Origin of the sequence: Micromonospora maris AB-18-032 (assembly GCF_000204155.1) — a bacterium.
GTDB classification, from domain to species: Bacteria; Actinomycetota; Actinomycetes; order Mycobacteriales; family Micromonosporaceae; genus Micromonospora; species Micromonospora gifhornensis.
Window position 1 is genome coordinate 731,188 of record NC_015434.1, and the last position, 12,282, is coordinate 743,469.

The following is a 12,282-nucleotide window of genomic DNA, read 5'->3' on the forward strand; positions in this document are numbered from 1 at the left end:
CCGCCTGCCCCGGAAGCGAACTGGCACGAAGGGCTCAACGCCACTGCATCAAGTTGTTGATGACCGGCTGCGTGATCCGCAGGGCAATGTTGTTGGTGCCGCCGGGCCCGCTGCCGTACGGGCCGTTGGTGAGAATCCCCAGTGCCGTCGCATAGGGGTCGGGGCACATACAGGGATCTGGCGGCGGCGGCGGGCACGGACACGGATTCACCAGCGGCGGGAGCGTCGGACACCAGTCGTCCGGATTGGGCGTGTAGTAGATCGGGCTGCCCTCTTGCCCACCGGTCATGGCGTGTTGGACGTAGAGTGCGTTCGCGTCCTCGGCACGGATGAAGTCTTTGCTTGCCCACTGCCCGGGTCGGCCGGCCGGGTAGCCATGCGTGGTGGTGCAGGATCCGGTCAGGCGTTGTGTGGTGTATCCGAGGCCAAGCCAGCCGGTCCTGGTGCCGATCGTGCAGTTCAGTCGTACGGCCCCGTAGTCGTAGGCCGGGTCGGGCGGACCGGGGGTGTTGACGGGGCCGATGATCCAGTTCTGCGGGACGGTCAGCTGGACCGCCGTGCATGAACCGAAGGGGGCGGTCGCACCGTCGTGGCCGGGGTAGGCGACGATATTGGTCCGCCAGGTACCGGTCCGACCGCCGGTGTGCAGGCAATGTCCGGCGGTCGCGACGGTACGTTCGCTGATCATGAAGCCCGTGCACTGGCCGTCGTTGAAGGTCAGCAGGACGGTGGCGCTGGCCGGATACGTCGTGGTCGTGCGGACTGGCACCCGGTTGTCGGGCCCGAAGATCGCGGTGACTCCGGCGGTGGGAGTCGTTCCGGCGGCGGTGTCCCCGCTCGGCGTCACCATGATGCTGACAGCCCGATGACCGGACGACGCGGCGTCGCCGCTGGCTACCCGGTCCCGATTCGACGCGGCAACCGCCGGTCCTGCTGGAGGTGCGGCCGCACCGAACGCCACGGCGGCAAGAGCCACCGCCGCCCACCTTCTTCTCAGCATGACTGGTTCTCCTCTGGCTGGGCGGGGATCCCCGGACTGACGCCTACGGTGACCACACTGAGTGGACGACCGGTTGTCCGGCCGATTCCCGGAAGGCCGAACGTGCGTTTCCTTCGCAACACCAGGCGCCGACCGGCCAACAGGTTCGCCGGCGGACGAGGTGGTGGCCGTGGCGGCGATATCGGCGTGGGTGGCTCAGGTGATGACACGGACGCGAGGCCAGCGTTGGGTGGGCGGTGGCGGGCGAGTCGTTGCCGGGAGGTCTCGGGGCTGACTCGACCGGTCGATCTCGATAATCGTGGACGACGCCGAGGTCTCGGGCGCGGCGATCGATGCCAGCGCCCAGATCAGCCAGGGGCTGCGCCGAACCAAGTTCCGCAGTTCGTCTTCCCGCAAGGCATCCCCTGGGTCCTCAGCCGGGCGGGCCGCAGTAACTCCGGGTCCAGGACATGAGCTTCATCCTCGACCACCTCGACGAGATCGAGGCCACCGTTCCCGGCCTCGCCGGGCGCCTCGACCGGGAGCGGGTCGCGGTCGCCGGGCATTCGCTGGGCGGCCACACCGCCGCGATGCTGCTCGGTACGGGGACCACCGACCCGGCCGACGGCAGCCCCGTACGCCTGCCTGACGCCCGGATCAAGGCAGGTGTCATCATCGGCGCGCCCGGCCTCGCCGACGAGCAGGTCAACCAGGCGATGCTCGAACGCTACCCGGTCATGGGGCACACCGATTTCAGCACGATGACCACGCCGGCGCTGGTGGTGGCTGGGGACAGGGACTTCAACCCGATGTTCTCCGACCGGCTCAGCTACCGCTGGGACGCGTACACCGCGGCCCCAGCCCCGAAGACTCTGCTGATGTTGCACGACGCGGAGCACCTCTTCGGCGGCATCTCCGGCTACGACGCGGCGGAGACTTCCGACGAGAACCCGGCCCGAGTCGCCGTGCTCCGCGCGATGATCTGGGCGTACCTGCGCTCCCAGCTCTACCCGACCGACCCGGCCTGGGACCGCGCGGTCGCCGCCTTCGATTCCGGCTCTGTCGAATCCAAGTAGTGGCGTGACTTCCGCAACCTGGTGACCCGGCTTCTCATCGCGGGTGCCGCTCGGATGTGGTGAGGAGCAATTCCCATTCCTGCGCCAAGGCTCGATTGATTCGACGGTCGCGGGCGATGGCTTCCTTGAGCCAGGCGATGGTGGCGGGCGCCATGGCGAGAATCTGGCTGTAGTTGAGGGCAGCCGGGTTCATGCCGAACACCAGACCAGTCTTGAGCAGGGTGCCTGAGGTCGCGATGGTGTGCCCGAGCAGCAGCATGGAGGTGAGCTTGGCGTGCTCCAACTTCCGTTGCGCGGCCGTACCGCCGGTGGCGTAGCTCTTGAGGAGCCAGTACCCGCGGATGATCGCGGACACGATTCCCGGAGTGATGCCCATCGTGAAGAAATGGCGCAGGTCGTAGCCGTTCGTATACATGTAGCGGGCGACGTCGGTCCAGGGCACCTTGACGCCGGAGGAGGTCAGTGCGAACGGCGAATTGATCTGACCGAGTTGGAGCAGGCTGAAGAACGGCGGCTGCAGGCCGGCAGGGGTGTATACGTCCGAGAGCAGATGGCGTACCTGCGTGATGAGGGCGGTGATCAGGTCGACCGAATCGTGTGTGGTGGCGACCTGGACCAGTTGGCCCGCCTTGTCGATGTAGGTGCCGGTGCCGCGCATGAGGTCCGCCACGCCGTAGAAGAAGCCCAGGAGCGGATCGTGGCCGAGGCTCTGGAGCCGGTGAGTTGCCGGCCGCATCCCGCTGACCAGGCCTCCGGTGGCTTTCGTGGTGGGGGCGTCATATGGCACTTTGGCGAGCTTCTCGAAACCCTTGAAGAATCGGGCGTGGATGCCGTCAGCTCGATCCTTGTCCTTGAGCCAGTTCGTGAGGGGTGAACCCGCCTGCTTCGTGCCGAGGAAGGTGGAATCCTGGGGGATGCGGACGAGGACGATGTCCAGGATGGTCGCGAGGGCTCCGGCGACCAGGACGACCGTCCAGTCGGCCTCGTCCCAGCTGATGTCGCCGTGTTCCTCGGTGTAGCTGCGCAGGCTGCCAGCTATCTGACCAGGGGGAAGAATCTGCTGGAGCGGGTCCCGGGTCAGATCGATGCCCAGCAGATCCAACTGGGCTTCGGCAAGCCTGACGAGCTGATCGAAATCGTCCTCGGTCGGGACGATGGGCACCGCGTAGCGGGAATGGTGCGATGCCTCGACGCTCACCGTGGCCGCTGCGACCGGCTGGGACGGTGGGGCCGGTACGAGGACGCCCATCGCCTGGAGACGGGCGCGCACCGCATCGAACTCGGAGGTGACCGAGTCCAGGGTGTCGCTGATCCGGCCTTCGCGTTCGAGGACTTCCTTCAGGTCAAAGTCCACCTGGTCGAACAAGCTCCGCAGTTCGGTAAGCGTGACGGCCTGGTACGCCACGACCGCGGCGGCAGCCGAGAGCTGATCACCCGACACGCAGTGGCTCCCGCTGTTCGAAGAGTTCCTGGCTGGTCTGCAGGTTCACCAGGGCCGACTGGAAGGCGGCCAACTCGGCCCTGAGCGTGGCGAGTCGCTCTTCGTTGCGCGTGGTCTGGGTGAGGTAGGCATCCATCCGGCGAGCGAGCCCGGCGATGTCGTCGGTGAGCTCGGCCATTGCCTGCTGGTGGTTCTTGATGACCTGCTGAATCAGATGCTCGCGCCGCTTCTCCCGCTCCCGCTCGTTGGTGGCCAGCACGTAACGGGCTCCCTGATGGACCACGACGCCGAGGATCACCACGGTGCCGATCCCGGTGGCCATCGCACTCAGTCCCAGCAGGCCACCGAACCCCAGGGCCGCCAGACCCGAAGTGATTCCCGCTCCGCTGAGGCCGGAGACACTGCCGGCAAGACTGATGGCGGCGATCGGGGCCCCGAACGCAGCAGCCTTGACGGCGATGTCCTTGGTGGCGGCCTCCAATTGGCTCGTCGTGATCCGGCCGGAGGCGAAGTCCTCCTCGGTGACCACGAAACGTTCGGTCGCCTCCACGACCTGGCCCGCCGACTCGGTGAAGACGAGTTCGGCGACGAGCACGATTCGCTCACGCTCGGCGTCTGCGGCATGCCTGTCGGCCCGCGAGATGCGCACCAGATCGCGTACCAGGACGGTGAACACCGGCTCGCGTTGGTCCTCGTCGAGGAGGTCGCGCAATTCCCTGGCCAGTTCCACAGTGGCATCGGGGATCCCTGCGCGGCTCGCCGTGTCGCGTTGCGCCCCGGTGATATCGCTACGCAACTGCGACCGCGCCTCGTCGTCGAGGCCGATCATCGATGCGAACAGGTACAGATTCGCGATCTCGCGAGGATCGAGAAGGCCGTCGACGAGCGCCAGGCTCACCAACACCCGGCAATACAACAACTTCCCGTCGGCAGTGAGCGCGGACAGGTCGCCGACATCAGCGCGGTCGCGGGAGGTACGTGCCGACAGGCCGTCCTTCACCTCTACAACCTTCGCCATGACCTGCTCGGCGGACTGCTTCACCTTGTCCTGAGCATCGCCTGCGACATCAGCGACACGTTGCCTCGCGACGCTGGTGCTGTCGACGACCATTCGCCCCGCGGCGTCGGCGACGCCCTTCAGCCGCCCAAGCCCCACGCCACGAAGATCCATCGCCATCCCTCTCAGATCAGTTGGCCAGAGGCTATCGGCTGCCGCCAACATGACCACATCCTCCGGCTGGCCTCGCCTTTCATCCGCGAGATGGCGGTGTCCTAAAGCCGTGGCATCGCCTCTGGACGGTCGGGACAACCTCCCGGCAGCCGGGGACGGGCGTCCCTGGTGACCGGGTCTGTCGGACCAACAGACTTCCCAAGCGAAACGGCCGCTGCCGCCCTGCCGGCAGACAACCGGCCTTCTGCCGAAGCGTGACGAGGAGTCGAGTTCGATGCGAGTACGAAAGAGTGCGGCGGTCCTGAGTACCGTCGTGACCGGATGGGTCATGGTCCTGGTGGCGGCGCAGCCGGCGTCGGCGGCACCCAACTGCAACGTCCCGATCCCGCCGCCGGCGTGTGGTTACGAGCCGCCGGAGGACCCGCCGCCGCCGTCGGGCTTCGTCCCGGTGCTCGCCTTCGACGGGGCACGGCAGACGGTGTCCCGCGACGGGGTGCACGTCTGGGGCTGGACGGCGGACAACGACGCGCCGACCACGGCGCTGAACGTGAACATCAGCATCGACGGCACGCAGGTCCGATCCATGGTCGCCAACCAGCACCGTCCCGACGTCGCTGCCGCCTACCCGAACTATGGTGCGGCGCACGGCTTCGAGGTGGTGCTGCCCGCGTCGGCCGCAGGACACAACGTCTGTGTGACGGCGATCAGCGTCGGCGGGGGAGCGAACAAGTCCGTCTGCCGTCAGATGGACGACATCGTCGAGTTCATGGCGTACGGCATCAACTACGACATCGCCCGGGCGCAGCTGGTCGGGACGTCACTTCAGCAGTTGGACAAGGTGACGAACCGCAACGACACGACGTTGCAGCAGTCCACCGAGATCAGCGGTTCGAAGACGGTGACGGAGACCGAGGGGTGGTCGGACACGGCCGGGGTCAAGGTCTCGGTGTCGACCTCCATCAAGGCCGGCTTCCCGATCTTCGCCGACGGCAAGGTGACGGTCTCGGCCGAGGGGTCCTTCAGCTACACCCAGAACGGTTCCACCTCGCGTAGCCGTACGGTCTCCTGGCGGCAGCCTGTGCTGGTGCCGGCGCGATCGATCGTGGAGGCCACGGTCACCGTCACCCATGCGAACATCCGGGTGCCGTACTCGCTGAGCGGCGAGTTCATCTACCGCAGCGGCGCACGCGCCGCTGGCACCGTGGGCGGCATGTTCGCCGGCGGCAACAGCGAGAACGTGCAGGTCAACCTCAAGCAGTACAACCTGGACGGCTCACCCGCCGTGGCGCCGGCGAAGCAGCCGCAGGCCACAATGCTCAAGATCAGCTAGTCGGGCGAGCTGGTTGCACCGGCCGCGCACGGCGCGACGGCAGCCAGCGGGCGTGTCCACAAGTACGAAGATCTCGCGGCCAACGATCGTAAGGACTGGCCGCCGGGGTGGGTCGGGGCGACCGGGGGGAGGTCCCGACCCGCCCCGACATCGTATTGACTGATTCCTTGCTTCCAGGTGTACACAAAGGAGAGTGAGATGAGCCTGGTCACGGGCGAGACGGACGGCGGCATCCTGCTGATCGCCAACGACGACACCTTCGCACACACCTACCCCGACCTGCGGCGACTGCTGGAGGAGCAGGCCGAGGGCGACCCGCTGCGCGGCGCGGTGGAGTTCTTCGACTTCACCGGTCGGCGGCTGGTCCCCGGTTTCGACCGGCAGTGGTGCCTGACCGACCTGCAGCCGAGCAGTGAACCCGCCGATCCGGCGGCGGTGCAGCGCCGCCTTCAGGCGGTGCTCGATCACCTCGAACGGTTCCTCAAGTCCGACTCGGAGTCGGGGGGCGGCTCCCGCGTCGACGGTGCTGCGACGGTGCGCGAACTGCCGGCGCTGGACGGCACGCTGGCCGACGCCATCGAGAAGATGCCCTGGCACGAGCCGGGGAAGGGAACTGCCGGCAACTTCCTGCACAACGCCATGCACGCCGCCGGTTGGGCGCACTGACCGGCATCGTCGACCAGGAGGCCGACCCGTGACGCCCGCTGAGGGATCCACAACGACTCGACGCGGCCTGCTGGCCGGTGCGGCGGTGGCGGTGGCGCTGCTCGTCCTGGTCGGCCAACTTCTTCAGCGGGACCCGCTGCTGTTCGGCCCCAGCACGCTGACCGCGGTCTTCGCCGCCGCGTTCACCGCACTCGGTGCCCTGGTGCTCGCCGGGGTGCCGGGTCACCCGGTGGGCCGGCTGATGCTCGCCGCCGGCCTGGTCGCCACGGTCGCGGTGCTGGCGCTGAGCTGGTCGTCGTGGCTGCCGCTGGCCTGGCTGGGCCAGTGGCTCTGGTGGCCGCCGTACACCCTGGTCATCCTGGCCCTGCTGGTCTTCCCCGACGGCAAGCTACCCGGCCCGCGCTGGCGCGTGGTGGCGGCCGGCCTCATCGGAGCCGGTGGCCTGACCACCGGCGCATTCGCCGTCGCCGCTCTCGACGACCCGCGCGGCCTGCTGCTCACCGGTGAGCTGGCGGCGACCGGGCGGGCGCAACTGTGGGTACGCGTCGCCCTGCTGGCGATCGTCGTACAGGTGCTGCTGGTGGTGGCGGTCCTGGTGTCGCTGGCCGGACGCTGGCACCGCGCGACGGGCCAGACCCGTCAGCAGCTGGCCTGCCTGCTGGTGGCGGGTGCCCTGTTCCTGCTGGGCGGCGTGCTCGACGCGCTCAACCTGGCCGGGGCCTGGGCGCTGATGGTGGTCGCGATTCCGGGCGCGATGACCCTCGCCGTGCTGCGTTACCGGCTCTACCAGCTGGAACGCGTGATCAACCGGACGTTGGTCTGGCTGGTGATGAGCCTGCTGGTGATCGCCGGCTTCGTGGCCATCGTCGCGCTGCTGCGGGACCTGGTCGTCGGCCCGGACACCTCGAACGCCTCCCTGGTCGCCACCGGCCTGATCGCGATCACCTTCGAGCCGCTGCGCGGTCGGGTGCAGCGAGGCGTCAACCGGCTGCTCTACGGCGACCGCGACGATCCGTACGCGATGCTGACCCGGCTCGGCAGCCTGCTGGAACGGACCGGACAGCCGCACGCGGTGCCGGCGCTGCTTGCCGACACCATCGCCAGGTCACTGCGGGTGCCGTACGTGTCGGTCGAGGTGGACGACGCCGACGGAGGTGACCTGCCGGACGGCGGCGCGGCGCACGGCACGCCGACCACCTCGGTGGAGCGTTTCGACATGCTCATCCACGGCGACCGGGTCGGTCAGCTGGTGGTGGCCCACCGCCGTACCGGTGACCGGTTCACCCCGATGGAGCGTCGGATCCTCACCGACGTGGCCCGGCAGGCCACCGCGGCGGTGGCGACCGCCCGGCTGATCCGTCAGCTCCGCCAGGCGCGGGAGGGACTGGTGCTGGCGCGGGAGGAGGAACGCCGCCGGCTACGTCGGGACCTGCACGACGGGCTCGGTCCCACCTTCGCCGGCATGTCGATGCAGGTACGCGCGGCGAGCAAGCTCGCCACCGGGACGCCGCGGCTGGAGCTGATCCTCGACCGGCTCGCCGACGACCTGCGTACCTGCACCGCCGAGGTACGTCGGCTGGTGGACCAGTTGCGGCCGGCCGCGCTGGACCAGGGTCTGGAGTCGGCGCTGCGGGCGGAGTGCCGGCGCTTCGACGGCCCGCAGCTCGGGATAGACCTCACGGTCGACGGTGACCTGCGGACCCTGCCCGCGGCGGTGGAGGTGGCGGCGTACCGGATAGTGGCCGAGGCGCTGTCCAACGTGGTACGCCATGCCCACGCCAGCCGATGCGAGGTCCGGGTCAGTCGCGGCGACGCCCTGCTGGTGGAGGTGGCCGACGACGGGGTCGGACTGGCCGGTCCGCGGCCCGGCGGGGTGGGTCTGGACTCGTTCCACCACCGGGCGGCGGAACTCGGCGGCAGCTGCGAGATCACCGCCGGGGCGCAGGGTGGGACCCTGGTGCGGGTCCGGCTGCCCTGGGTCGAGGACGAATAGCCGCCGAAGCGCGGGAGAGGGGTAGGCATGTCGGAACAGGCCCGCGTGCTCATCGTCGACGACCATCCGGTGGTACGCCGTGGCTTGCGCACGATGCTGGAGGGCGAGTCCTGGGTGGCGGAGGTGCTGGAAGCGGCCTCCTGCGCCGAGGCGATCGCCGCGGTCGCGCACGAACAGGTCACCGTCGTGGCGATGGACATCGCCCTGCCGGACGGCGACGGCGTGCAGGCGGTCGGTCAGATCCTGCGGCACCGCCCGGAGACCGCAGTCGTGATGCTGACCATGGCCGACGAGGACGAACTGGTCGCCCGTGCCCTGCGGGTCGGTGCCCGGGGCTACCTGCTCAAGGACACCGACCCCGATCTGGTGGTCGATGCGCTGCGGACCGTGGCCGGTGGGGGCGTGGTGCTGGGGCCGGGGATCACCGCCGCCGCGTTGGGTCGGGCACAGCCGGCAACGGTCAGCCTGCCGCCGCCGTTCGACCGGCTCACCCCGCGCGAACGGGACATCCTGGCGCACCTGGCCGCTGGTGAGGACAATGCCCAGATCGCCCGCCGGTTCGGGCTGAGCACGAAGACCATCCGGAACCAGGTCTCGGCGATCCTCGGAAAGCTCGGTGTCGCCGACCGCGTGCAGGCGGCGTTGCTCGCCCGGGACGTCGGCATCGGGCCATCGTGACCGCCCGTAAGGGCTGGAAGCGCGCCGACATCGAACAGCGACCGGAACTGCCATCCCACGGCTCAGACGAGGTGCCTTCGGAGTCGCTTGTCGAGCGCGGCCACGGCTGCGGCGGCGGCCCCGACCGCGAAGATGCGCAGCCAGACGTCACCGCCGATCGGCGCGGTGTCGAAGATGCTGTTCATCGCCGGCAGGTAGGTGATGGCGAGCTGGGCCAGGGCCTGCAGCAGTACGCCGCCGAGGACCCAGCGGTTGGTGAAGAAGCCGATGCGCCAGGCGGAACGCACGAGCGAACGGCAGCTGAACAGGTAGAGCATCTCCACCACGACGAAGAGGTTGAGCGCTGCCGTCCGTGCTTCGGCCACACCGGCGCCCCGACGCTGCTCCCACTCGAACAGCAGCCAGGCGCCGGCCACGAGCAGCGCGGCCACCAGGGCGATCCGGGCCACGAGAGCGCCGGTCAACAGTGGTCGTCGGGGGTCGCGGGGCGGCCGTCGCATGATGCCGCTCTCCTTCGGCTCGAAGGCGAGCATCAGGCCGAGCAGAACGGCGGTGGTCATGTTGATCCACAGGATCTGGGTCGGTAGCAGCGGAAGGGTCGCGCCCAGAATGATGGCCACGAAGATGACCAACCCTTCACCGAGGTTCGTCGGCAGCGTCCAGACGATGAACTTGATGAGGTTGTCGAAGACCCCGCGGCCCTCCTCGACCGCGGCCTCGATGGTGGCGAAGTCGTCGTCGGTCAGCACCATGTCGGCGGCATCCTTGGCCACCTCGGTTCCGGTACGCGCCATGGCGATGCCGATGTTGGCCTGACGCAACGCCGGGGCGTCGTTCACCCCGTCGCCGGTCACCGCGACCACGTGCCCGCGCCGCTGGAGCGTCTCGACCAGCCGCAGCTTCTGCTCCGGGGACACGCGCGCGAACACCGTGGCGCGGTCCACCGTCTCCGCGAACCGCTCGGCCGGCAGTGTCTGCAGGTCTCTGCCGGTGAGCACCCTTCCCTGCTGGTCGTCACCGAGAATGGCGAGGTTCGTGGCGATGGCAGTGGCCGTCGCCGCATGATCCCCGGTAATCATCTTCACGCCGATCCCGGCGTCGTGACAGGCGCGCACCGCGGGCACGGCGGCACTCCTGGGCGGATCCAGCATCGCCTGCAGGCCCGTCAGGGTCAGCGTGCCGGGCAGGTGATCTTCGTTGAAGTCGCCGGACCGCCCGTCCCGACGTACGGCTGTCGCGAGCACCCGGAGCCCCTGGCTGGACAGCCCTTCTGCGCAGCGCAGGGCCGCCTCGGTGTCGAGCGGGCGGGTCGTCCCGTCGCCGCTCATCTCCGTACGGCACATCGACACGATCTGCTCCACGCTGCCTTTGGCCAGCACGACCTCGCGCCCGGAGTCGGGTTCGCGGTGCAGGGTGGCCATGTACTGCCGCTCAGAGCTGAACGGGATCGTGGCGGTACGCGGCAAGGTGTTGTCGAGCCGGGCGCGGTCGATCCCGCCCTTCCCGGCGACCACAAGCATCGCCCCCTCGGTCGGATCGCCGGTGATGACCCACTCGCCGTTCTCCTCGCGTACCCGGGCGTCGTTGCAGCCAGCGCCCGCCAGCAGAGTCCAGCGCAGGGACTCGCTCGTCGCCTCGTCGGCCACCGCACCGGAGGGGCCACAGATCTCTCCCTCGGGGCGGTAGCCCGAGCCGCTCACGGTGAACTCGCCGTCCGGCGTCCAGAGCCCCCGTACCGTCATCTGGTTCTCGGTCAGAGTGCCCGTCTTGTCGGAACAGATGACCGTGGTGCTTCCCAGCGTCTCGATCGCCGGCAGGCGGCGAATCACCGCCCGCCGCCGCGCCATCCGCGTCACGCCGATGGCCAACGTGACGGTGACGGCCGCCGGCAGTCCTTCCGGAATCGCCCCCACCGCCAGCGCGATGGCCGCGGTGAAGGTTTCGGTCGCGTCCTGGCCGCGCAGCACACCGACACCGAAGGTCATCGCCGCCAGGACGAGGATGGCCACCGTCAGCACCTTGCTGAACCAGGCAAGCTTGCTGGTCAGCGGGGTCGCCAGGTTGTCGGCCGCGCCGACCAGCCGGTGGATCTGCCCCAACTCGGTCTCGGTGCCGGTGGCCACCGCGATGCCGGCACCACCGCCCGCCGTGACCAGCGTGCCCGAGTAGACCATGTTGCGCCGGTCCGACACGGCGGTCACCTCGGGCAGTTCCGCCTCGTCCTTGGTGACCGGAACCGACTCGCCGGTCAGCGCCGACTCGTCCACCCGAAGTTCGGCCAGGCGGACCAGGCGCAGATCCGCCGGCACCTTGTCGCCCGCCTCCAGGACGATCAGATCCCCGGGAACCAGTTCCTCTGAGGCGATCATCCGCTCCTGCCCCGCCCGCACCACCCGCGCCTCGGTACGCACCATCGACCGCAAGCTGTCCAGCGCCGCCTCAGCCTTGGACTCCTGCACATACCCGACCACGGCGTTGACCAGCACGACGCCGAAGATGACGCTGGCGTCCACGTACTCGTGGAGGAACGCGGTGATCACCGCAGCCGCCATCAACACGTAGATGAGCGGATTGTGGAACTGCCGCAGCGCCCGGCGCAGGAAGCCGCCGCCCCCGGCGGCAGGCAGCAGGTTGCGCCCGTACCGTTCCAGGCGTCGCGCGGCCTCGTCCGTGCTCAACCCACGGCGCGGGTCCGTTTCGAGCAGGAGCACCACCTCGTGGGAGGACATGGCGTGGTGCCCGTTCTGGCGCGGTGACTCGGCCGGCTCTTCAGAACCCACCGCCACCTCGCAATCCGACGTCGGCTCAGGCGCACCCGGGCCGGGTCATCGTGGCCGGGAGCACCGCACTTCAGCCTGAGCAGTTGAGAAAATCCTCTGCCAATGCACCGTCAGGCGACCGACAAACAGCACAAAAAGGTTAGGCAGTCGGTGTCCCGTGAGCAGCGC

At 69.0% G+C, this 12,282-nt stretch carries 9 protein-coding genes; 5 read left to right on the plus strand and 4 right to left on the minus strand.

Annotated features, from left to right (window positions below):
- Positions 1-34: 34 nt before the first annotated feature.
- Complete coding sequence (locus VAB18032_RS03430) at positions 35-976, minus strand: trypsin-like serine peptidase (RefSeq protein WP_013731385.1); 942 nt, start codon at positions 974-976, stop codon at positions 35-37.
- Between the two features lie 473 nt (positions 977-1,449).
- On the opposite strand from VAB18032_RS03430, the gene VAB18032_RS03435 reads away from it, so the two are divergent.
- A complete protein-coding gene (locus VAB18032_RS03435) occupies positions 1,450-2,055 on the plus strand; it encodes an alpha/beta hydrolase family protein (protein ID WP_013731386.1) in 606 nt (201 codons plus the stop codon).
- Positions 2,056-2,089: 34 nt separating this feature from the next.
- On the opposite strand, the gene VAB18032_RS03440 is transcribed toward VAB18032_RS03435, so the two are convergent.
- Positions 2,090-3,496, minus strand: coding sequence for a hypothetical protein (locus VAB18032_RS03440; RefSeq protein ID WP_013731387.1), 1,407 nt, complete (start codon positions 3,494-3,496; stop codon positions 2,090-2,092).
- A complete protein-coding gene (locus VAB18032_RS03445; RefSeq protein WP_013731388.1) occupies positions 3,486-4,718 on the minus strand; it encodes a tellurite resistance TerB family protein in 1,233 nt (410 codons plus the stop codon). Before VAB18032_RS03445 ends, VAB18032_RS03440 begins: the two co-directional genes overlap by 11 nt.
- Positions 4,719-4,941: 223 nt before the next feature.
- Between VAB18032_RS03445 and VAB18032_RS03450 the strand changes: the two genes are divergently transcribed.
- The 4 genes from VAB18032_RS03450 (at position 4,942) to VAB18032_RS03465 (ending at position 9,334) form a co-directional block, all read left to right on the plus strand.
- The gene (locus VAB18032_RS03450) at positions 4,942-5,997 is read left to right on the plus strand and encodes an ETX/MTX2 family pore-forming toxin (protein WP_013731389.1); all 1,056 of its coding nucleotides are present in this window, start codon (positions 4,942-4,944) and stop codon (positions 5,995-5,997) included.
- A gap of 198 nt (positions 5,998-6,195) precedes the next feature.
- On the plus strand, positions 6,196-6,663 hold the full coding sequence (locus VAB18032_RS03455; RefSeq protein WP_013731390.1) for a hypothetical protein: 468 nt from the start codon (positions 6,196-6,198) through the stop codon (positions 6,661-6,663).
- A gap of 28 nt (positions 6,664-6,691) precedes the next feature.
- Positions 6,692-8,656, plus strand: coding sequence for a sensor histidine kinase (locus VAB18032_RS03460; protein WP_126711796.1), 1,965 nt, complete (start codon positions 6,692-6,694; stop codon positions 8,654-8,656).
- Between the two features lie 27 nt (positions 8,657-8,683).
- Positions 8,684-9,334: a response regulator gene (locus VAB18032_RS03465; RefSeq protein WP_013731392.1), complete on the plus strand. Its 651-nt coding sequence runs from the start codon at positions 8,684-8,686 to the stop codon at positions 9,332-9,334.
- 62 nt (positions 9,335-9,396) lie between these two features.
- Here the strand turns inward: VAB18032_RS03465 and VAB18032_RS03470 are convergent, their stop codons facing one another.
- Complete coding sequence (locus tag VAB18032_RS03470; RefSeq protein ID WP_013731393.1) at positions 9,397-12,063, minus strand: HAD-IC family P-type ATPase; 2,667 nt, start codon at positions 12,061-12,063, stop codon at positions 9,397-9,399.
- Between the last annotated feature and the right edge of the window lie 219 nt (positions 12,064-12,282).

What these genes read in the sequence shown, in the direction of transcription:
- VAB18032_RS03435 (WP_013731386.1), top strand. Translation starts at nt 1,450, where the DNA reads ATGAGCTTCATCCTCGACCACCTCGACGAGATCGAGGCCACCGTTCCC.
- VAB18032_RS03445 (WP_013731388.1), bottom strand. Translation starts at nt 4,718, where the DNA reads ATGTTGGCGGCAGCCGATAGCCTCTGGCCAACTGATCTGAGAGGGATG.
- VAB18032_RS03450 (WP_013731389.1), top strand. Translation starts at nt 4,942, where the DNA reads ATGCGAGTACGAAAGAGTGCGGCGGTCCTGAGTACCGTCGTGACCGGA.
- VAB18032_RS03455 (WP_013731390.1), top strand. Translation starts at nt 6,196, where the DNA reads ATGAGCCTGGTCACGGGCGAGACGGACGGCGGCATCCTGCTGATCGCC.
- VAB18032_RS03465 (WP_013731392.1), top strand. Translation starts at nt 8,684, where the DNA reads ATGTCGGAACAGGCCCGCGTGCTCATCGTCGACGACCATCCGGTGGTA.
- VAB18032_RS03470 (WP_013731393.1), bottom strand. Translation starts at nt 12,063, where the DNA reads ATGTCCTCCCACGAGGTGGTGCTCCTGCTCGAAACGGACCCGCGCCGT.